Source organism: Companilactobacillus sp. RD055328 (assembly GCF_022835675.1).
In the GTDB taxonomy this organism is placed as follows: Bacteria; Bacillota; Bacilli; order Lactobacillales; family Lactobacillaceae; genus BQUT01.
Genome location: NZ_BQUT01000005.1, coordinates 960,327 through 983,279 on the forward strand (window position 1 = coordinate 960,327; position 22,953 = coordinate 983,279).

The 22,953-nt window shown below is 32.6% G+C and carries 22 protein-coding genes; 19 read left to right on the plus strand and 3 right to left on the minus strand.

Annotated elements, in window-relative coordinates; all coding sequences use genetic code 11:
- Positions 1-3: 3 nt before the first annotated feature.
- The 4 genes from RD055328_RS07030 to RD055328_RS07045 are packed head-to-tail and all read left to right on the plus strand — an operon-like array spanning position 4 to position 2,986.
- Positions 4-606 carry an ECF transporter S component gene (locus tag RD055328_RS07030; RefSeq protein ID WP_244088083.1) on the plus strand — a complete coding sequence of 201 codons (603 nt, stop codon included), beginning with the start codon at positions 4-6 and terminating at the stop codon, positions 604-606.
- The gene (locus tag RD055328_RS07035) at positions 599-1,345 is read left to right on the plus strand and encodes an energy-coupling factor transporter transmembrane component T (protein ID WP_244088084.1); all 747 of its coding nucleotides are present in this window, start codon (positions 599-601) and stop codon (positions 1,343-1,345) included. The genes RD055328_RS07030 and RD055328_RS07035 overlap by 8 nt, the downstream gene beginning before the upstream one ends.
- Positions 1,339-2,172: an energy-coupling factor ABC transporter ATP-binding protein gene (locus tag RD055328_RS07040; RefSeq protein ID WP_244088085.1), complete on the plus strand. Its 834-nt coding sequence runs from the start codon at positions 1,339-1,341 to the stop codon at positions 2,170-2,172. Before RD055328_RS07035 ends, RD055328_RS07040 begins: the two co-directional genes overlap by 7 nt.
- 1 nt (position 2,173) lies before the next feature.
- The gene (locus RD055328_RS07045) at positions 2,174-2,986 is read left to right on the plus strand and encodes an energy-coupling factor ABC transporter ATP-binding protein (protein ID WP_244088086.1); all 813 of its coding nucleotides are present in this window, start codon (positions 2,174-2,176) and stop codon (positions 2,984-2,986) included.
- On the opposite strand, the gene RD055328_RS07050 is transcribed toward RD055328_RS07045, so the two are convergent.
- Entirely contained in the window at positions 2,977-3,639 is a 663-nt protein-coding gene (locus tag RD055328_RS07050; protein ID WP_244088087.1) for a type 1 glutamine amidotransferase, read from the minus strand. The two genes, RD055328_RS07045 and RD055328_RS07050, sit on opposite strands and share 10 nt — an antisense overlap.
- A 60-nt stretch (positions 3,640-3,699) precedes the next feature.
- Between RD055328_RS07050 and RD055328_RS07055 the strand changes: the two genes are divergently transcribed.
- The 8 genes from RD055328_RS07055 (at position 3,700) to murQ (ending at position 11,345) form a co-directional block, all read left to right on the plus strand.
- Entirely contained in the window at positions 3,700-5,019 is a 1,320-nt protein-coding gene (locus tag RD055328_RS07055; RefSeq protein ID WP_244088088.1) for a C1 family peptidase, read from the plus strand.
- A 172-nt stretch (positions 5,020-5,191) separates the two neighbouring features.
- A complete protein-coding gene (locus RD055328_RS07060) occupies positions 5,192-6,430 on the plus strand; it encodes an alpha-L-fucosidase (protein ID WP_244088089.1) in 1,239 nt (412 codons plus the stop codon).
- A gap of 19 nt (positions 6,431-6,449) precedes the next feature.
- Positions 6,450-6,758 carry a PTS sugar transporter subunit IIB gene (locus RD055328_RS07065; RefSeq protein ID WP_244088090.1) on the plus strand — a complete coding sequence of 103 codons (309 nt, stop codon included), beginning with the start codon at positions 6,450-6,452 and terminating at the stop codon, positions 6,756-6,758.
- Between the two features lie 23 nt (positions 6,759-6,781).
- Entirely contained in the window at positions 6,782-8,077 is a 1,296-nt protein-coding gene (locus RD055328_RS07070) for a PTS sugar transporter subunit IIC (RefSeq protein WP_244088091.1), read from the plus strand.
- A 3-nt stretch (positions 8,078-8,080) separates the two neighbouring features.
- Positions 8,081-9,163, plus strand: a complete 1,083-nt coding sequence (locus RD055328_RS07075; protein ID WP_244088092.1) for a DUF871 domain-containing protein — start codon at positions 8,081-8,083, stop codon at positions 9,161-9,163.
- A gap of 17 nt (positions 9,164-9,180) precedes the next feature.
- Positions 9,181-9,510: a PTS lactose/cellobiose transporter subunit IIA gene (locus RD055328_RS07080; RefSeq protein ID WP_244088093.1), complete on the plus strand. Its 330-nt coding sequence runs from the start codon at positions 9,181-9,183 to the stop codon at positions 9,508-9,510.
- Between the two features lie 4 nt (positions 9,511-9,514).
- Entirely contained in the window at positions 9,515-10,459 is a 945-nt protein-coding gene (locus RD055328_RS07085) for a BadF/BadG/BcrA/BcrD ATPase family protein (protein WP_244088094.1), read from the plus strand.
- Positions 10,449-11,345 carry an N-acetylmuramic acid 6-phosphate etherase gene (gene murQ / locus RD055328_RS07090; RefSeq protein WP_244088095.1) on the plus strand — a complete coding sequence of 299 codons (897 nt, stop codon included), beginning with the start codon at positions 10,449-10,451 and terminating at the stop codon, positions 11,343-11,345. Before RD055328_RS07085 ends, murQ begins: the two co-directional genes overlap by 11 nt.
- On the opposite strand, the gene RD055328_RS07095 is transcribed toward murQ, so the two are convergent.
- Positions 11,329-12,027, minus strand: a complete 699-nt coding sequence (locus tag RD055328_RS07095) for an alpha/beta hydrolase family protein (RefSeq protein WP_244088096.1) — start codon at positions 12,025-12,027, stop codon at positions 11,329-11,331. The two genes, murQ and RD055328_RS07095, sit on opposite strands and share 17 nt — an antisense overlap.
- An 86-nt stretch (positions 12,028-12,113) precedes the next feature.
- On the opposite strand from RD055328_RS07095, the gene RD055328_RS07100 reads away from it, so the two are divergent.
- Positions 12,114-12,971: a MurR/RpiR family transcriptional regulator gene (locus RD055328_RS07100; RefSeq protein ID WP_244088097.1), complete on the plus strand. Its 858-nt coding sequence runs from the start codon at positions 12,114-12,116 to the stop codon at positions 12,969-12,971.
- An 82-nt stretch (positions 12,972-13,053) separates the two neighbouring features.
- Here RD055328_RS07100 and RD055328_RS07105 read toward each other — a convergent pair whose 3' ends face one another.
- On the minus strand, positions 13,054-13,827 hold the full coding sequence (locus tag RD055328_RS07105; RefSeq protein WP_244088098.1) for a class II aldolase/adducin family protein: 774 nt from the start codon (positions 13,825-13,827) through the stop codon (positions 13,054-13,056).
- A 117-nt stretch (positions 13,828-13,944) separates the two neighbouring features.
- Here RD055328_RS07105 and RD055328_RS07110 point away from each other — a divergent pair, with 117 nt between their 5' ends.
- From RD055328_RS07110 to RD055328_RS07135, 6 genes are all read left to right on the plus strand, one after another.
- Complete coding sequence (locus tag RD055328_RS07110) at positions 13,945-14,700, plus strand: DeoR/GlpR family DNA-binding transcription regulator (RefSeq protein WP_244088099.1); 756 nt, start codon at positions 13,945-13,947, stop codon at positions 14,698-14,700.
- Between the two features lie 107 nt (positions 14,701-14,807).
- On the plus strand, positions 14,808-16,595 hold the full coding sequence (locus RD055328_RS07115; RefSeq protein ID WP_244088100.1) for an L-fucose isomerase: 1,788 nt from the start codon (positions 14,808-14,810) through the stop codon (positions 16,593-16,595).
- Positions 16,596-16,609: 14 nt separating this feature from the next.
- Complete coding sequence (locus RD055328_RS07120; protein ID WP_244088101.1) at positions 16,610-18,088, plus strand: rhamnulokinase family protein; 1,479 nt, start codon at positions 16,610-16,612, stop codon at positions 18,086-18,088.
- A gap of 28 nt (positions 18,089-18,116) precedes the next feature.
- Positions 18,117-19,460, plus strand: coding sequence for a sugar porter family MFS transporter (locus tag RD055328_RS07125; protein WP_244088102.1), 1,344 nt, complete (start codon positions 18,117-18,119; stop codon positions 19,458-19,460).
- Complete coding sequence (locus RD055328_RS07130; RefSeq protein WP_244088103.1) at positions 19,453-19,878, plus strand: RbsD/FucU family protein; 426 nt, start codon at positions 19,453-19,455, stop codon at positions 19,876-19,878. The genes RD055328_RS07125 and RD055328_RS07130 overlap by 8 nt, the downstream gene beginning before the upstream one ends.
- A gap of 105 nt (positions 19,879-19,983) precedes the next feature.
- Positions 19,984-22,836, plus strand: a complete 2,853-nt coding sequence (locus tag RD055328_RS07135) for a DEAD/DEAH box helicase (RefSeq protein ID WP_244088104.1) — start codon at positions 19,984-19,986, stop codon at positions 22,834-22,836.
- The last annotated feature ends 117 nt before the right edge of the window (positions 22,837-22,953 follow it).

Sequence of the window (22,953 nt, forward strand, 5' to 3'; positions counted from 1 at the left end):
ATGATGAAAAAAATAAAAAAAGATTTCACATTACTTGCCATATTACTTATTCCTGTCTCAGTTGCTATTAATATAGTGGGGTTTCAAATTTGTCAGCTGTTGAGACTACCTATTTTTTTGGATTCTATAGGAACAATCCTAGCCGGAGCAATTGCAGGCCCATGGGTAGGAATGGCAACAGGTATATTAACTAATTTAGTTAATGGAATTTTTAATCCTATATTTCTAGCATATATGCCAACGTCTATTTTTATTGGTTTGATAACAGGGTTTCTGGCAAGAAATAACTTTTTCAAAAACATTTTTACATTACTTATTTTAGGATTGGTATTGTCGGTTGTATCTGCCGTTTCATCAGGAATTATAACAGCTATTGTATTTGCGGGAGCTACTGGGACTACTGGATCTATTGCAACGGGAGTTTTGCTTGCTGCCGGTAATAATATAATGGTTAGTGTTTTCTCAGTTCAAATAATACAAGAACTAGCTGATAAATTTTTAGCGGTCATAATTGTTAAGTTGGTTATTTCCAGTATGAGTATTAGATATCTTTCAAAAATGAAGAATGGTATGAAGTTCATTAAGAAGGAAGACTTATATGAGTAAAATTAAATCATTATATCCAAGCACTAAATTAGTATTACTTTTAACAATAGGAGTGAGTCCTTTTATAATTGAAAATCCATTCGTTGGGTTTATAACTTTTGGATTGATAACAATAATTTCTATTTATAATGGTATTGGTATTAGGTTTTTAAGAATAATTAGGAATACACTTTTAATATTGGCTATATTTATGTTAATTATGCGTTCATTATTTATTGTTGGGGATGATCTTCACTATGTATATCAAATAGCATCATTAAAGATATCAATTGAAGGTATAGTTTCAGGACTATACATGAGCGGAAGGATGTTATCGCTAGGAAGCTCCTTAATATTGTTTTTTGAAATAACATCAACCCAAGATATTGTTGCGAATTTGAAGAATACCGGAGTAAATCCTAAGGTAACATATGTGATGTTAGCCTCATTACAAATGATACCTGAAATGAAAAAACAGTCGAATACTATTATGGAAGCACAACAATCAAGAGGTATAGAAACTACAGGGAATATTATAACTAGACTGAAGGCATTGATACCAAGCGTAACACCACTAGTTTTATCTTCTATTTTGAATACGGAAGAAAAGGCTTTAACTTTAGAAGCAAGGGCTTTTACTATAAAAGGTCCAAAGACAAGTTTGCATAAAATCTATAAAAAGAGATCCGATAAAAATATTTTTTGGATATGCTTATTGATTATTTTGATTTTAATAATAATGAAGGTGTTTATATGGTGAATGTAAGATTAGAAGGTGTTAGTTTTAGGTACTTAATAGCAAAGAACGATGTCTTAAAGAATATCTCATTGGAGTTGCATTCTGGTAAATTAACATCGATTATAGGCCCTAATGGGGCTGGCAAAACAACACTTGCAGAAATTATTCGAGGGTTTATTCCCGCTTATTTTCAAGGAGATTTGAGAGGTAAACTTTATTTTGATGAAAATGTAATTTCTATTAATGAAGAAAATGTAGCTGAGTATTCTAAAAAAATAGGTTTTATTTTTCAAAATCCTTTTACACAAATTACAGGATCTACTGATTCAGTGTTCGAAGAAATAGCTTTTGGTTTGGAAAATATTGGTATTGCTGAAGAAAGAATAATTGATAGAGTAAGTGAAATTCTAAGGCTAACAAACTTATCTGAATTAAAAGACAGAAATCCGATGGATTTATCTGGTGGGCAAAAGCAAAGAGTGGCATTTGCCAGTATACTCGCTATGGATCCCGATATTTATATTATAGATGAACCAACTTCTCAGTTAGATCCTGCATCAACTGAAGAAATATTTATGATAATTTCTGCTCTAAAAAAAATGCATAAAACAATATTGTTAATAGAAAACAAGATAGAATTAGTGGCAGAGTATTCTGATTATGTTGTTGCAATGAATGAGGGTGAAGTAATTGCTTATGGGACACCTCAGTCTGTTTTTTCTTCAGAAAGGATTAAAGATACGGATGTTGAAATTCCCGTTTATACTAAATTATTTAAAGAAATGGGAAAAACTGAGGGATTACCTGTCACAAAGAAGGAATCTATATCGAAATTAAAAGGTGATTAATATGAATTTCATTTCAATCGATTCAGTTTTTTTTGAATATGATAATGGTTATGAAGCACTAAAAAATATAAATATGGAATTTAATCTAGGTGAAAAAGTAGCTATAATTGGACAAAATGGGGCCGGAAAAACTACGTTGTTAAAACTTATTAATGGACTTAATAAACCGTCTAAAGGGAATATAATTATTAACAAAGTTAACATTAAAGATAAAACAACGGCTGAAGTCTCTAAAGATGTTAGTTATGTCTTTCAAAATCCAGATGATCAAATTTTTAATAATGACGTATATTCTGAAATAGCATTCGGACCGAAAAAAAATGGAGTAAAAGGTAATTCTCTTAAAAAAATTGTTTATGAAGCTGCAGAATTGTGTGGTTTAACCGATGATTTGAAGAAGAATCCATATGATCTACCATATGCAACAAGGAAATTTGTTTCTATTGCATCTGTATTAGTAATGCAGTCAAATGTATTCTTACTTGATGAACCTACGGCAGGTCAGGATAAGATAGGGATTGAAAAATTACAGAAAATAATTGACTATTTAATTAAAAAGAACAAGATTGTAATTACAATTACTCATGATATGGAATTTGTTGTTAATAATTTTGATAGAATTATTGTAATGGCTAATGGTCAGAAGATTATTGATTCAAATAAAAAAGAAATTTTTTGGGATGAAGAAATTCTAAATGTTGCACGTTTAAAACAACCATATATTAGTTCTTTGGCTAAAGATTTAGGGGTGCCAGGACAGCCTATAACTATTAAGGAATTTATTAAACAAAAAAGTTCAGACCTTTATGCCTGAACTTTTTTGTTTTCTAGAATTTTATCAGCAAGTGCATTAGCGATGTTCATGTTTTTGAGAAGTGGTCCATGAGAATAACTACCAATAGTTGACTTGTACATCATGCCTTCATGGCCTTCGTCAGGATTATTTCCGTAGCCTTCAACCATCTTACCGAAGAATGAAAGTTTATCCTTGTCATCGAAGTAAGTACGGCCACTATGGTTTTCGAAAGCTTCAACAGTACCCCACTTTGTTTCATATTTAGTATCGCCAATCATACGACTATCAGCTTTAAATACTGTATGGAACGGAAGAATATTTAGGCCTTGTATCTTCTCACCGGCACTTGTTAAATAATATTCACCAAGAAGTTGATAACCACCACAGATACCAAGCATTGGCTTATCAGCTTCGATATATTCAGATAATGTTTTTTTGTGACGTTGTAGGTCGACAGCAACAACAGATTGTTCAAAATCTTGTCCGCCACCAAAGAAAACAAAGTCATAATCAAAAGCATTGAACTGATCGTCAATACTTATGGTGTCGACAGTAGTTGTGAAACCACGTTGTTTAAAAATGTATGACAGTATCTTGATATCGCCACTATCGCCGTAAGTGTTCATTAAGTCTTCATATAAGTATGCAATTTTTACGTTTTGAGTTGTCATGACTATCCCCGAAAATGTTTTTATTGTATTCTAATATATAGTAAAAGATGGAGTAATGCTATGAATAAAGAAATTAATAACCAAAACTTATCAAAATTCAAATCAGATTTACAACAAACAGCTCAAAACGAAGTTTTGAAGAATGCAGTTAATAATCTTGGAGTGAAAAAAGTTGCTCAACAATTTAGTGACTCTCATTTAGATGACACATTTTCTTTAGAATTAGAAACAGGAAGTGTTAGTAATCAAAAAAGATCAGGACGTTGTTGGTTATTTTCAACACTAACCAATCTTCGTACTGAGTTTGCTAAAGAATATAAGGTCAAAGATTTTGAATTATCACAAAATTACTTGTCATTTTATGACCGACTAGAAAAAGCAAACTTCTTCTTTAAGAATGTAATTGAAACAGCTCATTTACCAAAAACAGATCGCAAAGTTGCTTTGGTATTTCAGTATGCTAATGATGACGGTGGACAATGGCAATACTCAGCTAATTTAGTTAAAAAATATGGTGTAGTTCCATCATACGTAATGCCAGAAACTTATAACTCAGAGAACACTAGTGAATTCAGTTCAGTAATTAGTACATTCTTAAGAAAAAAAGGAATTGAATTACGCAGTTTAATAGCTAACAAAGCTAATGACGAAGAGATTAGTAATTTTATTGCTGAGAATATGAGCGAGGTTTATCGTATTTGTGTATATGCCTTTGGTGAACCTGTACAGAATTTTGATTTGATGATTCGTGATGACGACAAGAAGATAATTGAAGAAAAAAATCTTACACCAAAATCATTCTTTGAAAAATACTTTGATATGAATCTTGATGATTATGTATCAATTATGAACACTTCACAAGAAGGCAAGGAATTCAATAAAACATACACTATTGAAACTCAAGGTAATATCGTTGGAATGACCGATGAGAAGTTCTTGAATAAGCCAATTGAGCGATTGAAAGAACTAGCAATTAAGCAAATGCAAGCAGGCGAAACAGTCTGGTTTGGCAACGATGTTGGAGCACAATCACTTCGCAAAGAAGGGGTGTTAGCTGGCGAACTGTTTAATTATGATGCTGTTTTTGATATTGACACTAATATGAACAAAGCTAATCGTTTAGATACCCGTGAAGGTGAAGTTAGTCATGCGATGGTGCTAACTGGAGTTAATATTGATAACGAAAAACCTACTAAATGGAAAGTAGAAAACTCTTGGGGTGAAAAAGTAGGGAACAAAGGTTACTTTGTAATGGATGATAAATGGTTTGAAGAATTCGTCTACGAAGTTGTTATCAATAAAAAATATCTTACTGATGAAGAAATTGAACAATTTAATGAAGAACCTATTGTGTTACCAGGATGGGATGCAATGGCATAATGAATTTACAAGAATGAATAACATTTTTAGACAATATATTTAAATTAACGCGTAGAAGAAGGGCTTATTTAAAAGAGCCCTTCTTTTTATTTACAAAAAAAATAAAAAAATCTTGTAATTTTATTACAGATATAATAGATTATAAATGTAACCGGTTACATGGAGAGTGATAATGAATATATTGACGGATAAGGAACGAGTAAAAAGATTTGAAAATTATGGATTGGGACTATTTATTCATTGGGGGTTATATTCAATTATAGGTGCCGGTGAGTGGGTTCAAGAAATTCACAATGTTCCCGTTCAAAAATATCAATCGCTAACAACAGAATTTGATGCTAATAAGTTCAATGCAAAAGAAATAGTGAAAGCTGCGAAAGATATGGGTGCAAACTATATTGTATTTACAGCAAAACATCATGATGGATTTTGCTTGTTTGATACTCAAGGAATTACCAAATATGATTCTGTACACTCCCAATCAAATCGAGATTTTATTAAAGAATTATCAGATGAATGCCATAAATCAAATATTCAATTATTTATTTATATGGCATTATACGATTGGCACGATTCTGATTACGATAATGATTTTTCGAAATATCTCAGTAATTTGAGGAAAATGATTAAAATTCTTTCAACAAACTATGGAGAAATTGGTGGCTTTTGGTTTGATGGAGCTTGGGATAAACCAAATGCCAATTGGGAATGGACTGAATTAGTTAACGTAATTCGAGAAAATCAACCAAATAGTATTATTACAAACAATACTGGGCTTGAAAATCGTGGCAAATTAGACAATCCAGGTATTGATGTTGTTACTTTTGAACGTGGAATGCCTGATAAGGTTAACCACAATATACTTCCTGACAAATATAATGCCGGAGAAATATCTCTAACTTTGAATAAACATTGGGGATCAGCTGTTAATGATTTTGATTATATTTCTATGCGAGAAGTAATTGAATCATTGACGAGTGCTAAAAAGGCAGAAGCTAATATTTTAATTAATATTGGATTAGAGGGTTCAGGAAATATTAACTCATTTCAACATGAGATGATGAAGATGGTTGGTAATTGGATTTCATATACGAAAGAAGCCTTTTTTAATTCTGAGGTACTCTCTCAAAACGGAAAAGACTTTATAGTTCGCTCTAATGTCTCTAATCTAAAATATGCTTTTATTCATGATTTGAAAATCGCTGGTAATAAGAATGTTGTTCTCGGTGGTGAAGAAGAACAAGAAAAAGTTTTTGATAACATCGTTACTGAACCTCATTCAATTTACTGGCTAGATACTAACGAACCTATCAAGTTCAAATATGATTCATTAAATCAACAAGTAACCTTATTAACCAAAGGCTTTGACTATGGTAGTGATTATGTAGTTAGGGTTTGTGCTTTTAATTAATTAAAAAGGAGATTTTACTATGAATGTTTTACTTTCTTGTAGTGGTGGTATGAGTTCTTCATTGATTGCAGAAGCTATTAAAGATGAAGCAGAAAAAAATGGAATTACTGCGGTTGTTGATGCAACAGGTACTGAAGAAGTTGGTGATGATTTAAATAATGGATCATACGATGTCGTATTATTAGCTCCGCAGGCAGTTTATAGAAAAGATGCCATCGAAGCAGAAGCTAAAGACCATGGTGTACCCTTTATTATGATTCCTAGAGATTTATATAATCCACTAGGTGGTCCAAAGTTATTGGAACTGATTCAAGCAGAACTTAATTAATAAGTTGAAAGGATATATAAATTATGAAATTTAATTCAGATGCAATGGCTGGTAAAATGGCCAGTTTAGCAGGTAACAGATATTTAACAGCTATTCGTGACGGTATGTCAATTATTATTCCTGTCTCAATTGTAGGTTCATTTTTTACTATTATTTCTCAACTACCAATTGAAGCGTGGACAAAGTTTATTGCACCATTTACAGAAGCTTTAGCAGTTCCTGTTAGTTTTTCTATTGGGTTTATGTCTTTATATGCTTGTTATGGAATTGCTGCAAGCTTAGCAAATACATATAAGCTCGACAAAATTTCTAGTGGTACTGTTGCAACAATGGTTTATTTAATCCTTGCTATTTCACCAAGTACGATTACTCCAGCTGGTGCAAAAGCAACAGGACTTTTAGCTGGTTCGGCATTCCCTGGAGCTAATTTTGGTGCCAAAGGATTATTCACTGCGATGTTTGCCGCAATTATTACAGTTGAAGTTATTCGTTTCTTTAAAGAAAGAAATATTGTTATTAAAATGCCGAAAGGTGTTCCTTCAGCTGTTTCTAACTCATTTGTGGCTTTGATTCCAGCGGCAGTATTAATCATTGCAGCTTGGTTACTTAAAGAAGTAGCCAATTTCGATGTAAATGCTGGATTACAAACATTGTTTACTCCATTGGGATATTTTGCCAAAGATAATTTTGGGTCGGTTGTTGTTCCTATTTTAGTAAATTCTGTTTTCTGGATATTTGGTGTTCACGGGGCAGCTATTGCGACTCCAATTTTCTGGCCATACTGGTATCCAAACTTAACTGCAAATATGACAGCTATTTCTCATGGTGCCACAGCTGCCACAGTACCTCACTTTATGACAGAACAATTTTTCCAATGGTTTGTATATATCGGTGGTGCTGGTAGTACATTAGCAATTTGTATTTTATTAACATTCTTTTCAAAATCTTCACTTGGTAAAACAATGGGGAAAGTTACTATTATCCCAGGTATCTTTAACATTAATGAGCCTATTATGTTTGGATTGCCAATTGTTTTGAATCCTTACTTTGTAATTCCATTTATTCTTGCACCACTTGCTGAAGGGGTTATTACATATTTGGCAACAATTATGAATCTTGTTAACAAAACTGTGGCTCTTGTTCCATGGACCTTACCTGCACCAATTGGAGCTTTCATGGCTACTGGATTCGACTGGCGAGCAATTGTATTAGTTCTAATTAACATAGGAGTATCATTAGCTATTTACTGGCCATTCTTCAAAGCATGGGATAAAAACCAAGTTACTAAAGAAAAAAATGCAGAATTAGAAGAGGCATAATTAATGTTAGGAATTTCGATTTATCCAACTAAGTCTTCTATAGAAGACACTATAAATTATATTGATTTAGCAAGTAGCCTAGGGTATAGACGTATTTTTACAAGTATGCTTGAAGTTACTAAAGAAAATAAAAATGAAATGATAGATACATTTACTAAAGTAATTCATCACGCGAAAGATAAGGGAATGTATGTCAGCTTGGATGTTAATCCTCGATCGTTTGATGTTTTAGGAATTGATTATTTCCATTTACAGTTGTTAGAAGACATGGGAGCTTCTGCGATTAGACTAGATGCAAACTTTGATGGTATGACAGAATCGCTTATTAGTTTTGGAGATACTAATTTAAATATCGAATTGAATATCAGTTCTGATACAAAAATTATAGAAAATATTATTTCATTTAAATCAAACATGAGAAAACTTTCAGGATGTCATAATTTTTATCCCCAAAGGTATACAGGATTAGATTTTGATTTCTTTATAAAATGTTCAAAAATGTATAAAGATATGGGATTGAAAAATGCTGCATTTGTAAACTCTCAAGCGGCTAATATTGGCCCACATGCATATGATGAGGGATTACCGACCTTAGAGATGCATCGTGATTGGGATATCGTCACTCAAGCTAAGCACTTATTTGCCACAGGACTAATTGATGATGTAATTATTGGTAATGCTTTTGCAAGTGAAGAAGAATTAAAAGCACTGGCTAAAGTTAACGCTGATCAAATTGAATTTAATGCTATATATGAAGAATTAACGGAATATGAATCGGATATTTTGTTTAATCACCAACATTTTAATCGTGGAGATATTAATTCATACAGTATTCGTTCAACCTTTGTAAAGCTTGAATATAAAGATAAGTCAATTCCGGCACATTTAACTCCAACTGAACTACATCGTGGTGACATTACTATTGGAAATGATAGTTTTGGGCAGTATAAAGGTGAAGTTAATATTGTTAAGAAAGATATACCTAACAATGGTGGGCTTAAGAATGTTGTTGGCCATATATCTGATGAAGAATTATTCTTAATTGACTATATTAAACCTTGGTCAAAATTCAAATTTAATAAATAGTATGGAGATGAAAGTCAATGGATGGTTTAGAAAAAGTAGCTTTTGATATTATTAGTAATACTGGAGAAGCCAGATCAATATTAATGAATATCATTAAAGAAGTTGAAAAGGGTAATTTTGATAGCTACGAAGAAGAATATAAAAAAGCTAACGACTGTTTAAAAACAGCATCTAAAGTCCATTTGCAATTAATTAGTTCTGAAGCACAACAAAAAGAGGTGCCATTTAATTTGTTATTGGTGCACGCTGAAGATCAAATGATGGCTGCGGAACTCGTTAGAGATTTAACAGAACATATAGTTCATTTAAACAAAGAACTATATGCGTTAAAGGAGGATAAAAAGTAGCCGGTTGGCTGCTTTTTTCTTTGAAATGGAAAATAAAAATTGTGTGATTGGTTTGGACTGTGGAGGAACTCATACAGAAGGATATTTGTATGATGATAAGGGGAATTCACTCCAAAAAATTAGTGGAAATAGTGGGAATGTATTAGTTGACTATAGAAATTCTGTCAAAAATATAAATAGTGTAGTTAGCAAACTAATTGGACTTGCAGATGCTAATGAACTAGAAGTGAAGTTCATTATGTTGGGAATTGCTGGGCTTAGTTTTATAGATGATAAAGAACGATTAGCTCGAGATATTGGTATTGATAGTTATAATTGTAAATTGGTAAATGATGCAGAATTAGGATTATTCAGTGAATTTGGTGATGATGATGGATGTATTGTTATTGCAGGTACTGGATCAACTATTTTATCTAAAAAAGATGATCAAATCTTTCGGGTAGGCGGTTGGGGTCATATGCTTGGAGATGAAGGAGGAGCTTATTTTATTGGAAAACAAGCGTTTAAAGTGGCTCTAGATGAATATGACAAAGGAGTAAATGGAATCTTTAAAAATAATTTATTGGATTATTTAAAGATAGAAAATATTTTTGAACTAGTTAATTATTTTTATAAAGCAAATAAGAAAGAGATTGCATTAATAGCCGAATTTGTTTTTAGGCAAGCAGATAAAGAGAATAATATAACTGCTCAAAAAATTATTAATATTGCGGCTGAAGAATTAACAAAACAAATAAGAATAAGCCTTGAAAAATCCCGCCTTGATGAGACTCAACACGTCAAAGTTGCTTTTTCTGGAACACCTATAGAAAAAAACGAAAACTACCGTAATTTAATTATAAAGAAGTTGGATATGAGAAATATAAGTTTCAGTCTGAAAAAATCTGAAAATAATGCCGTTGCAGCCTATAAATATTATTTCGGTATGGAGAGAAAAAATGGAAAGTAGCAAACTAACAACAGAGCAAAGAAATGAAGCGTCAATGAATTTGGATGAAATGAGTGTTATTGATATTGTTTCACTGATGAACAGCGAAACCACAAATATAATGACCGCTATTGAAGAAGTTAAGCATAATATTGTAGATGCAGTCGACCTAATTATTTTGAAAATGAAAGAAGGCGGAAAACTTTATTATGTTGGAGCTGGAACAAGTGGCAGATTAGGGATTCTCGATGCATCTGAGTGTGTCCCTACATTTGGGACTGATCCTACGGAAATTCAGGGAATAATAGCGGGAGGAAAAACCGCAATTATTGATGCTGTAGAAGGTGCTGAAGATTCAGTAGAATTAGCAGATGAAGATTTTGATAAGTTAAAAATCACAGATTCCGATGTAGTAGTAGGAATAGCCGCAAGTGGAAGAACACCATATGTAATAGAATTTCTAAAAAGAGCAAAAGAAGTTTCAGCGGCGACTGTGGCAATTTCCAACAACAAAAAATCTCAAATTGGAGATATTGCAAATGTAAAAATTGAGGTTGAAGTAGGTCCTGAAGTATTAACAGGCTCTACTCGATTGAAATCTGGTACAGCACAGAAGATGGTATTGAATATGCTTTCAACCATTTCACTAGTGAAAATGGGTAAAGTCTTTGAAAATTTAATGATAGATGTACAACCTACTAATGAAAAATTAGTAAATCGTGCAATTAATATGGTAGACACTGTTACTAATATAGGTAAAGAAAAAGCCACTCAACTGTTTACTGAATCCGGAAAACAAGTCAAAGTGGCTATCGTTATGAATGCTTTACATATAAGTCGTAATGAAGCTGAAGATAAATTGAAAAAGAACAAAGGTTATGTGAGAGAAGCTATTCAAAATTATTAAACCAATTAAAAACTAGGCAGATATCTTTAGACCATGAGGACCATGTGTGATCACCGCTAGTAATTTCATAAATATTTGTGGAGTTGGAAATGCTGGAATATAAAAAATCATTTTTTCCAACCGTAATTTTTATGTTGGAATGAACTTTAGATAGTGAAATACTTCTTTCCTCAGCTATTTTAAGATTATTGAAAATAGCAAAAAATTCACTCTCTGACATGGGTGATTGAGGATTATTAATGAAATCAACAAGATTCATAACGGGAGATAAAGCAGCAACAGCTTTAAATTTTTCTTCGTTATTTAAATAGAAATTGAGCACCCCATACCCACCCATTGAGGCGCCGCATAAAAAGTTTCTTTTGGATGAGCTTGAAAGATTAAATAGATTTTGTATATAAGGGATAAATTCGGACATAAAAAAAGTGTAATAATTATATATAGGTGAGTCAGTATAAAAACTGTGCATTCCTTCGGGCATAATGATAATATAACTATGCTCATTTGCGAGAGCTTCAATAGTGGTATTGCGTAACCAAGAGCTTTCATCGCCGCCATAACCGTGAAGCAACCAAACTATTGGTGCTTTGCTACGATCAACAATATCATCAGGAATAATAACATTTGCTTTATGATTAATTTTCAATATTTCTGAGTAGTGATTAATGGTTATAATTGCCATGAATTCTCCTTATACAAATTACTGTAGTTATTATTTTACAGTTCAAATAAAGGGATAACAAATAATATTTGCTTGGGGTAAGTAATTTGAATATCAAACTTTTAATATTAAATTCATTAAATATGTTTTCTAATTCAGAAAAGATTGTTGCTAATTTTGTGATGGAAAATCTAATCGAAATTCCCAATATGTCAACTAATGAATTAGCAGAAAAAGCCAATGTAAGTGTAGCTACTGTTAATAGATTTTCTAAAAAACTATACCCGACAGGTGGATTCCCACAATTGAAGTTAGAAATAGCGATGGATAGCAGTTCAAATGGCAATTCAATATTGAATGAATTTGAACCGGAAGATAATTTATCAGAAATCAAAGAGAAATTAGCAAGTAGATTTTCGTATACAATTCAAAGAACTAAAAAACTAGTTGAAGAAGATAATATCCAAGCGGTTATAGACTGTATGAAACAAGAAAAAATTATTTTTACGTTTGGTTCAGGGTCTTCAGAATTAGTAGCAAATGATATTCGACAAAAATTTTCGCGCATTGGTAGAAATATTGTTCAAATTCATGATCCCCACCAATTGGTTGTAGGTATGAGTACGCATAAAAAATCGATTTTGATTGCTATTTCTAATTCAGGAGAAACTAAGACCGCTTTAGATATGGCGAGCGTTGCTAAAGAGTTTGATTTTGAAATCATTGCATTAACCAGTAATAAAAATAGTACATTGGCAAAAAAATCAGACTATGTCTTACAATCAGATAGTACTGGTGAAGGAGCTTTATTGAGAAGTTCAGCTACAACTTCTCTGATTTCTCAATTATTCTTAGTTGATTGTTTATATTATGCTGCAATTAAAAACAACTTTAAAGAAAGTGTAGAATTGATTAAAACCACAAAAGAAATAACGGACGGATTGTACAACCAAAAGAAAAAATAAAAACATCTTCGATTTTTGAAGATGTTTTTATTTTGAATCTTAATCAAATGCGGATAGAGAATAAATTTAAACTATCTAATTTTTAATATTCTTCTTCATTCGGACGCTTAAAATTCTTTGGAAAATCTTTAGGATACCCAATTATCTCATTTCCTGGAAGAGGAATTGATGCTAGAGAGCCTGATTTCATAGGGATATTATAGTCTTTTCCACATGACTGGAGTTCGGTTAAGAGACCGAGTTTTTTAAAAATCACTTGTTGATATGCAATTTTTGCATTCCATTCTAATGTTTCTAAAATTCTAGCTGCGACATGTAAATCTGTGGAAGTTATTACTATACCGTGACTATTTAATAAAAAGACATTTTCCATAGCTTTATCACCTATTTTAGACAAAGCGTTCTTTACGATATCTGCTAATTCTTCACTAGTTGCAGGAGCAAATGGCAAATTTTTGATTTCTCCTAATTCACGAGTTGCTTCTGTGACATTCGGCATGTCAAGTCCGCTAGTTGCCCAAAACATAGAATTTTCAGCGTGTGAATGATATACACAGCGAATTCCAGGATGAGTGGTGTATGCTCTCTCATGGAGATTAATTTCCCTAGTTAAGTCTCCGACACCATCAATCTTGTCATAAGTTGTTCCGTCAATTACTAATATTTGCGCCGGATGAAGTTCTGAGTAATAGGTTTCTGACATAAATGTTGGAGTCATTAAAATAAAAGGATTTCCATTCTTGTCAAAGACTTTGGTGGACATATTACCGCCAGCTAAGTTTGTATTTTTCCGATCAAACATCTTTTGAACCGTATGAGCTAAATCGGCTCTTTCTGTTTCGAACATCATGCGCATGTTTTTTTCCTCCTGGATATGGGCTATAATTTGAGTCAAATTAAGTATAAAGCGTTTTCAATTAAAAATTAATTACCTTCATTAAACGTGAATAAAATTCAAAAAAAGGTGAACAATATGGAATTAAATGAAAGACTGAATGTAATAATTAATATCCTTAAAAGAAAAAAACATATTAGTATTAAGGAATTGCAAAAATTAACTTATGAGAGTGAGTCAACTTTAAGAAGAGATTTAATAAAGTTAGAATCTGATAATAAAATTATTAGATCTTCAGGCCGTGTAGAATTGGCAAAAAACAATATAACAGAATTTGGTTATGATATTAGGAAAAGCAATCAATGTGATCAAAAAAAATATATATCGGAAATAGCCAATGACTTTATAGGAAATGGACAGGCGTTGTTTATTGATTCTAGTACTACTGCATCGTATTTAGATCGGTATATAAAAGAAAAAAAACAGATAGTAGTTGTCACAAATGGTATTCATATCGCTTCTTCCCTAAATCTAAGCAAAAATGTAAGGACCTTTTTACCGGGGGGGTTTTTAAAACATTCTTCTGGTTCAATTGTTGGTTCAACGAGCGAAGCGTTTTTTAAAGAGTTTAAAGCGGATATAGCTTTCGTTTCGTGTGAGGCAATTGATATAAACGGCATATATATGGCAAGTGACAATCAATCGAGCGTAAAAAAACAAATGTTAAAAAATGCAGAGCAAAACATTTTATTAGTAGACAGCTCTAAGTTTATGATGAAAAACTTTTATGTATTAAGTGACTTTTCGAATATTAATGTCGTCATTACAGATAAAAAACCACCACAAGCAATTATTGAGAGGTTGGAAGATATGAATATTGAATTACTATACTAGATTTGAATGAAATTCAAAAAACGTGAATACTATTTTCTTTGCTGTGAAATCAAACTAATATAAGTTATGAAAACGCTTAATATTTTATTTTACCCGGAGGTAGAAAAATGTTAGATATGAAATTTCCAAAGATAGGTATTCGCCCAACTATAGATGGTAGAAGAAATGGAATTAGAGAATCATTGGAAGACCAGACGATGCAAATGGCAAAATCTGCAGCTAAGTTAATTGAATCGACACTAAAATATCCAGATGGAACTCCAGTTCAAACTGTAATTGCAGATAGAACTATTGGTGGTGTCAGAGAAGCGGCAGAGGCAAAAGAGAAATTTGATAAAGAGAATGTTTGTGGAACTTTGACTGTTACTCCTTGTTGGTGCTACGGAAGTGAAACAATGGATATGACAAAGGATATTCCACATGCTATTTGGGGATTTAACGGAACTGAAAGACCTGGAGCAGTGTATCTTGCAGCAGTTTTAGCAGCACATACACAAAAAGGAATTCCAGCCTTTGGAATATATGGTAACGATGTACAAGACGGGGATGACACAGAGATTCCTGAAGATGTTAAAGAAAAAATTATTCGTTATGCAAAATCAGCATTAGCAGTTGGAATTATGAAGAATAAAGCATATTTGTCAGTGGGTAGTGTGGCTATGGGGATTGGTGGATCTATCGTTGATTCCAATTTCTTTGAAGACTATCTAGGTATGAGAAATGAGTATGTTGATATGAGTGAAATTGTTCGTCGTTGGGACGAGACAATTTATGACGAGAAAGAATTTAAAGAAGCGTTAGATTGGGCTCATAAAAATACCCCTATTGGGCCTGATATTTACAATGAAGATAATCCTGAAAAATTCACGGATGAACAAAAAGAAGAACAATTAAAAAATGCTGTTAAGATGACAATCATTATGCGTGACTTGATGGAAGGTAACCCAGAATTAGAAAAATTGGGGTTCAAAGAAGAGTCTGAAGGACATTACGCATTAGCTGCTGGATTCCAAGGGCAAAGACAATGGACAGACCATTTTCCTAACGGAGACTACATGGAAGCTATTTTGAATTCTCAGTATGATTGGAAAGGGATACATGCACCTAGTATTCTCGCAACTGAGAATGATAGTTTAAACGGGGCAACTATGTTATTTAATTATTTGCTAACCAATACTCCACAGATTTTTGCGGATGTTCGTACATATTGGAGTGCAGATGCAGTTAAAAGAGTGACAGGGACAAAATTAGAAGGTAAGTTAGCAAATGGATTCTTACATCTTTCAAATTCTGGTGCCCAAACAGTTGATGCAACAGGTAAAGAAAAGATAAATGGAAAACCGGGGATTAAACCATTCTATGAATTAAATCAAGAAGAAGCACAAGCCAATCTAGATAATACACGTTGGATTCCAGCTAACATTGGTTATTTTAGAGGTGGTGGTTTCTCCAGTAACTACGTAACAGAAGGCGGAAAAGATGGAATGCCAGTAACTATGGCAAGAATAAACTTAGTGAAAGATCAAGGGCCTGTCCTCCAAATAGCTGAAGGATATGCAGTTGATTTGCCAGAAAATGTATTTAATGCTGTGAATGATAGAACTGACCCAGGGTGGCCATCAACATTCTTTGTTCCAACGCTAACCGGTAAAGGATCGTTCAAATCGGTTTATGATGTTATGAATAACTGGGGAGCAAATCATGGAGCTATTAGTTATGGGCATATTGGAGCTGACCTAATTACCCTAGCTTCAATATTAAGAATTCCGGTTAATATGCATAATGTTAAAGAAGAAAGAATTTTTAGACCAAAAACATGGTCATCATTTGGAACTGAGGATTTAGAATCTACAGATTATAGAGCATGCAGTACATTAGGACCTCTATATAAATAAAAGGGGATATGAATATGAAATCAATAAATGTAATTGCTATTGATTTAGGTGCAAGCTCAGGGAGAGTAGTTTCTGGATCTTATAATGGGTCAGAAATTAAAGTTAAAGAACAGTTTAGATTTTCTAATCAACCAATTGAAATAAATGGTTCATTATTTTGGGATTATTTAAAAATATTTCAAGAAATAAAATATGGATTATCGTTAGCAAAAAATGGTTTAGGCGCAATCTCAAGTATGAGCGTTGATACTTGGGGAGTAGATTACGGGCTTCTTGATAAAAACGGAGATTTATTAACTACACCACATAGCTATAGAGATGCGAGGGTGGATAAATTTTCAACAAAATTATCAAGCCAAATAAACGATTTAAATTTGTATAAAGAGACTGGAACAATTCCAGCTTTCATTAACACGATTTTACAACTTTATTCAGATTTACAAATACATCCGTATTTAGAAAAAGAAATTTCTAAAGTGCTCTTTATGCCTGACTTAATTGAGTATTTCTTCAGTGGGGTTGCAGTTAACGAGTTCACGATTAGTTCTACAAGTGGATTATTAAATGCAAAGACTAGGAAATTCGATAGAAATTTGATGGATAAATTAGGAATGAAGGAGAAGTGGTTTTCGGAACCATTTGTTGGTGGGAAAGTTTTAGGTAATATTTCTCCTAAAATTGTTGATGAAGTTAAACTAAATAGTGATATTAAAATAATTAGTGGAGTTGGACACGACACAGCTGCGGCAATTCGTGCTATCCCAGGCTACTATCTTAATCAAGAAAATAGTTTATTTATAAGTTGCGGTACATGGTCAATAATTGGGGCAATAACAGATGGCGTTATTACTAGTGAAAAAGCATTCCGACAAAATCTTACTAATGAGGGATGTTTTGATGGAAAAAATAGGCTCTTAAAAAACGTTACTGGACTTTGGATTTTACAAGAGCTACAAAAAGAATGGTCTTACGGTGGTGAAATGGTCACCTATCCCAAAATGGTAGAAGAAGCACAGGTCTCAAATTCATTGAATAGTTTTATAGATGTTGATGATGAGTCATTTGCAACACCTAACAACATGTCTAAAAAAGTAATTGACTATTTAGAAAACACTAAACAAAAAATTCCATCAACAAGAGGAGAGTTGATTTTAGTCGTAATAGAGAGCCTAGCACTTAAATATATGCAGGTAGTTGAAAGTATTGAAGAAGTTACAGGAAAAACATTTGGTTCTATCAATATGATTGGTGGAGGTATTCAAAATGAAATGTTGGTGCAACTTACGGCTAATTTTACAGGTAAATCAGTGAGTGCGGGTCCTATTGAGTCAAGTGTTATTGGAAATTTGATAACACAGTTACAGATTCTTGGTGATATAGAACAAGAACAAATACCTAGTTTGCTTGTAAATTCTTTTGATATTAAAACGATTAAGCCACAAAAAGAAATCGATCGTGAAAAATACAATAAGTTTTTAAGTGTAACTAAGTAAAATTTGATCTTTGAAGGAGTTTGGATTAATGGAAAACAAGATTGAAATACATAAAACAGCACCAATTGTTTACTTGTTTGCTATTTTGGGAGGATTCGCTGGATTACTATATGGCTATGACTCAGGAGCTATTTCACTGGCATTGCCCTCAATTACCAAACAATTTGGATTAGATGCTGGTCAAAGGGGAATGGTAGTTAGTTTTCTTTTATTTGGTGCATTGCCGTCAATTGTTGTATTTACAGCACTTGAGAAAAAAATTGAACGTAGAAATGTTTTAATTCTAGGTGGAATAATTTTTATTGCTGGTAGTATTTTGTCGGCGATATCAAATTCTACAGCTATCTTGATGTTTTCAAGACTTGTACTAGGGGTTGCAGCAGGAATAGCAAATATGTATGGACTGATTTATTTATCTGAATTAGCTCCAGCACATATAAGAGGACTTATGTCTTCGTTATATCAATTAAGTGTAAATGTTGGAATTTTATGCGCATATGCTGTAGGAGCTTATAATTTACCGACAGATGATTGGCGTTGGACTTTAGGGCTTGGAGTAGTACCAGCTGCAATATTTACAATTGGAATGATGGTAAGTCCTCAGAGTCCTCGGTGGTTGATTCGAGATGGAAGAATTCAAAAAGCACGTGAAATTTTAATAAAAACAAGAACATCTAAAGATGAAGTTGAAGCAGAAATCACTGATATCAATAATGGTTTGAAAAATCAAGAGGCGGGATTGAAAGAGTTATTTGGTAAATTTAGACCCGCTATGATGATGTTATTCGTATTAACTTTCTTACAAGTGTTCACGGGAATTAATGCGGCTGTATATTATGCGCCAGAGATTTTTCATAATTTAGGAATGCCGAATGCTAGTATAATTGCCGACTTTGGTGTCGGGATTGCGTTAGTTGTGTCAACATTAATTTCGTTACCTTTTATAGATAGAATGGGACGAAAAAAATTATTAGAAATTAGTTTAGCAGGGCAAGCACTTCCAGCGATTGTGTTATGTATATGGTCTAATAATGCAACGATTGCTATTATTGCAATCTTCTTATATGTGTTTATGTTTGGTTTTGGTTTAGGACCAGTATTTTGGTCATATGTACCTGAAATATTACCTCTTAAAGCAAGAGCTATGGGAATGGGTGTGATTACATTTACACAATATTTATTAAATGCGATTCTCTCATTAATATTCCCGATTGTTCTTGAAAAAATTGGTATTAATGTTTTCTATATTTTTGCTTTCTTATCATTAGTGGGGGCATGGTATATTCGTAAATTTGTTCTAGAGACTAAAGGAAGGTCTTTAGAAGATATTGAGAGGTATTGGATAGAAAAGGCGGACAAGAAAAATGCTTAATAAAATTCCTAAAATATTATCATCAGATATAGTGAAGTTTCTCATGGAAATGGGACATGGTGATGAAGTCCTGATTTGTGATGCTAATTATCCAGCTAATACAAATAATAATACAGTTATACATGCAGATGGAATTGATTCTACAACCCTTTTGAGAGCTATTTTAGAGTTAATGCCACTGGATAATTATTCGGAATATCAAGGAATACTTATGGAAGTAGTTCCGGGTGATCCTTCTGAGCCCGAAGTTTGGACAGAATATAAAAGTGAAATAGATACAGTATTTCCGGGTGCTGAGATTAAATTAATAGAGAGGCAAGAGTTTTATGAATACTCAAGAAATTGCTTAGGTATTATACAATCAGGTGAAGAAAGATTATATGGTAATTTAATTATTAAAAAAGGTGTTGTAAAGTAAAAAACACGACCAAATGTGGTCGTGTTTTTGTTATTTATTACTAATCATATATAATAGTGGGGACTTTTAAGAAAAAGTATTAATTGAAGCTTGGTGGGGGATTAAATGGGAATTTCAGATGATATAAGTAACTCAGTTCTTGCTGGATTTATTGATAATCAAAAATATGATTCACAAACTGAATTTGCACCAAAATTGTTAATTAATTCAAAATCAGAAAAAGTTAAGACACATATTGAAGAAGAACTAACAACTTGTGTGGGATTTACATTTGCCGTGGCCTTTATATCAGAGGCAATAGTAACTGACCTAAAAGTGAAATTTGCTGACCTTGTTAAAAGGGGTGTAAAAGGAAGAATACTTACTTCAACATATTTAGGTTTTAATAAGCCAAAAGTTTTCCAAGAACTAATGAAAATTCCCAACATTGAAGTTAGAGTCCTAAAACAGAGCGCCGACTTCCATGCCAAAGGATACCTGTTTGATAAAAAGGGTTATCAATCACTTATTATCGGTAGCTCCAATTTAACGAGTGGAGCATTAGTTAAGAATTATGAGTGGAATTTACGACTTACATCAATGGATAATTCTGACTTAACTAAACAAGTTTCTGATCAAATTAATCAACAATGGGAACAAGCTAGACCACTAACTAGCAATTGGATAGAACAATATACGAAGTATTATGTAGATAAAACAACCTCTATTCCAACATTTGTAGAAGATAGTATAGATCAAACAGCAGAAAAAGAAATCGTGCCTAATTCTATGCAATTAGAGGCTCTTAATTCACTTCAAAAAATACGTGAAGATAACAAAAGCAAAGCATTAATAATATCTGCTACGGGAACTGGAAAAACTTATCTAGGAGCTTTTGATGTTAAGCAAGCTAATCCGCAGAGATTCTTATTTATAGTGCATCGTGAACAAATTCTTAACAAAGCTTTAGACAGTTTTCATAAAGTAATTGGTGGGTCGTTAGATGATTACGGTATTTTGTCTGGTAATTCAAAAGATGTAGATAAGAAATACCTATTTGCTACTATTCAATCAATTTCAAAAGAAGATAATTTGAAAGAATTTGATCGACAAGAATTCGATTATATTTTAATAGATGAAGCCCATAAATCAGGAGCTGATAGTTATCGCCGAGTGGTTGATTATTTTGAGCCTGAGTTTTTACTGGGAATGACCGCAACTCCTGAAAGAACCGACGATTTTAATATTTATCAATTATTTGATTACAATATTGCTTATGAAATCCGTCTGCAAAGTGCGATTGAAGAGGATATGCTTAGTCAATTTCATTATATTGGAGTTACAGATTATGAATATAATGGTGAAGAAATTAATGAGCTGACAGAATTGAAGAACTTGGTTTCTGAAGAAAGAATGAACTATGTTGAACAGCAAATTAATTATTATGGACACTCTGGCAGCCAAACTTCGGGATTAATTTTTTGTAGTCGAAAAGATGAAGCTAAAGAAATAGCTGTAATTATGAATAATCATGGATATAAAGCTGTTGCACTTACAAATGAAGATTCGATTTCTGTACGTGAGGCTACTATTAAAAGGTTCGAACAGGGTGATCTAGAATATATTGTTACTGTCGATATTTTTAATGAGGGTATTGATATTCCTAGAGTTAATCAGATAATTATGCTGAGAAACACGCAATCTAGCATTGTGTTTATCCAACAATTAGGACGAGGTTTACGGAAGTATAAAGGGAAAGAATTCGTTACAATTATTGACTTCATTGGTAACTATAAGAACAATTATTTAATTCCAATTGCACTAACTGGAGATAAATCACGCAACAAGAATAGTCTTCGCAGTAAATTGGCAACTAATCAGTTAATAGGATTATCCGCGATTAATTTTAGCGAGATTGCTAAACAAAAAATATATGACTCTATCAATAGTGTTAATCTTACGGCGTTTAAGCAGTTACGAGATGAATACTATATTCTAAAAGATAAGCTTGGCAGAATTCCAAATCTGTCTGACTTTTTATTATGGGGCTCAATAGATCCACAGGTGATTGTTGATAAATATAATAATTACTATGGTTTTCTCCGTGCAGTAAAAGAAAATATTTATGTCAAAATTGAAGATGAAGTGTTTCTTAACTTGATATCGAAAGAATTCATGAATGGAAAAAGAGTACATGAACTGCTTCTCTTACAGAAATTGTTCAAAAATAATGGTAGATATAGCAAAAATATTTTTATAGAAGATCTTAAAAATTATGGGACTTATACGGATGGTTTAACAATTACTTCATATGAGAATAATCTGAACTTATCGTATTTTAGTGAATCTGATCAGAATAAGTATGGTTCAACTGAATATGTGGACATTAAAGATGATAATTATGTTCTTGACGAAGGTTTATTGAATAAAGAAGATTTTGTTAAAGATTTGATTATGGATGTAATTGAAATAGGATTAGAAAAATCGAAATCATATAAGAGCTCTGATAAGTTAACGATAGGTATGAAATATACTCGTAGAGATGTTAATCGATTACTTGGATGGGACCGTGAAAAATCATCATCAATTTATGGATATAAGCAAGATTCAAACACTTGTCCAATATTTGTGACTTATAAGAAATCGGACAAGATAGTGGGTAAAGCTAAGTACGATAATACTTTTTACAACGCTTCGATAATGAAATGGTTCACTAGAGCGCCAAGAAAACTAAATTCTAAAGAAGTGAGATCAATAGTCGACGGAAATAAGGCAGGCACGATGGAGATGTTTGTATTTATTAAAAAAAGCGACGATGAAGGAACTGATTTTTACTGCTTAGGTAATGCTGATATTATTCAAGAATCAGTTGAACAAACTACAATGCCAATAAAAGGTATCCAAAAAGATATCGTAGCGATGAATTTAAAATTACGAACTCCGATGGATTATAGTTTGTACTTAAATATCATAGGATAGTAAAGATTTAAAAGAGAACAAGTGTATGCTTGCTCTCTTTTTTCTTAGCTTGGTATCCTTTCTCATCCCTTGAATTTCACCCCAAAATCAGATACTATTAATAGAGTGTGAAACACA

Coding starts and splice junctions, on each gene's coding strand:
- RD055328_RS07060 (WP_244088089.1), top strand. CDS start 5,192: ATGAATATATTGACGGATAAGGAACGAGTAAAAAGATTTGAAAATTAT.
- RD055328_RS07075 (WP_244088092.1), top strand. CDS start 8,081: ATGTTAGGAATTTCGATTTATCCAACTAAGTCTTCTATAGAAGACACT.
- RD055328_RS07110 (WP_244088099.1), top strand. CDS start 13,945: ATGGAATTAAATGAAAGACTGAATGTAATAATTAATATCCTTAAAAGA.
- murQ (WP_244088095.1), top strand. CDS start 10,449: ATGGAAAGTAGCAAACTAACAACAGAGCAAAGAAATGAAGCGTCAATG.
- RD055328_RS07055 (WP_244088088.1), top strand. CDS start 3,700: ATGAATAAAGAAATTAATAACCAAAACTTATCAAAATTCAAATCAGAT.
- RD055328_RS07105 (WP_244088098.1), bottom strand. CDS start 13,827: ATGCGCATGATGTTCGAAACAGAAAGAGCCGATTTAGCTCATACGGTT.
- RD055328_RS07040 (WP_244088085.1), top strand. CDS start 1,339: ATGGTGAATGTAAGATTAGAAGGTGTTAGTTTTAGGTACTTAATAGCA.
- RD055328_RS07135 (WP_244088104.1), top strand. CDS start 19,984: ATGGGAATTTCAGATGATATAAGTAACTCAGTTCTTGCTGGATTTATT.
- RD055328_RS07065 (WP_244088090.1), top strand. CDS start 6,450: ATGAATGTTTTACTTTCTTGTAGTGGTGGTATGAGTTCTTCATTGATT.
- RD055328_RS07030 (WP_244088083.1), top strand. CDS start 4: ATGAAAAAAATAAAAAAAGATTTCACATTACTTGCCATATTACTTATT.
- RD055328_RS07095 (WP_244088096.1), bottom strand. CDS start 12,027: ATGGCAATTATAACCATTAATCACTACTCAGAAATATTGAAAATTAAT.
- RD055328_RS07050 (WP_244088087.1), bottom strand. CDS start 3,639: ATGACAACTCAAAACGTAAAAATTGCATACTTATATGAAGACTTAATG.
- RD055328_RS07045 (WP_244088086.1), top strand. CDS start 2,174: ATGAATTTCATTTCAATCGATTCAGTTTTTTTTGAATATGATAATGGT.
- RD055328_RS07035 (WP_244088084.1), top strand. CDS start 599: ATGAGTAAAATTAAATCATTATATCCAAGCACTAAATTAGTATTACTT.
- RD055328_RS07120 (WP_244088101.1), top strand. CDS start 16,610: ATGAAATCAATAAATGTAATTGCTATTGATTTAGGTGCAAGCTCAGGG.
- RD055328_RS07130 (WP_244088103.1), top strand. CDS start 19,453: ATGCTTAATAAAATTCCTAAAATATTATCATCAGATATAGTGAAGTTT.
- RD055328_RS07115 (WP_244088100.1), top strand. CDS start 14,808: ATGTTAGATATGAAATTTCCAAAGATAGGTATTCGCCCAACTATAGAT.
- RD055328_RS07070 (WP_244088091.1), top strand. CDS start 6,782: ATGAAATTTAATTCAGATGCAATGGCTGGTAAAATGGCCAGTTTAGCA.
- RD055328_RS07125 (WP_244088102.1), top strand. CDS start 18,117: ATGGAAAACAAGATTGAAATACATAAAACAGCACCAATTGTTTACTTG.
- RD055328_RS07080 (WP_244088093.1), top strand. CDS start 9,181: ATGGATGGTTTAGAAAAAGTAGCTTTTGATATTATTAGTAATACTGGA.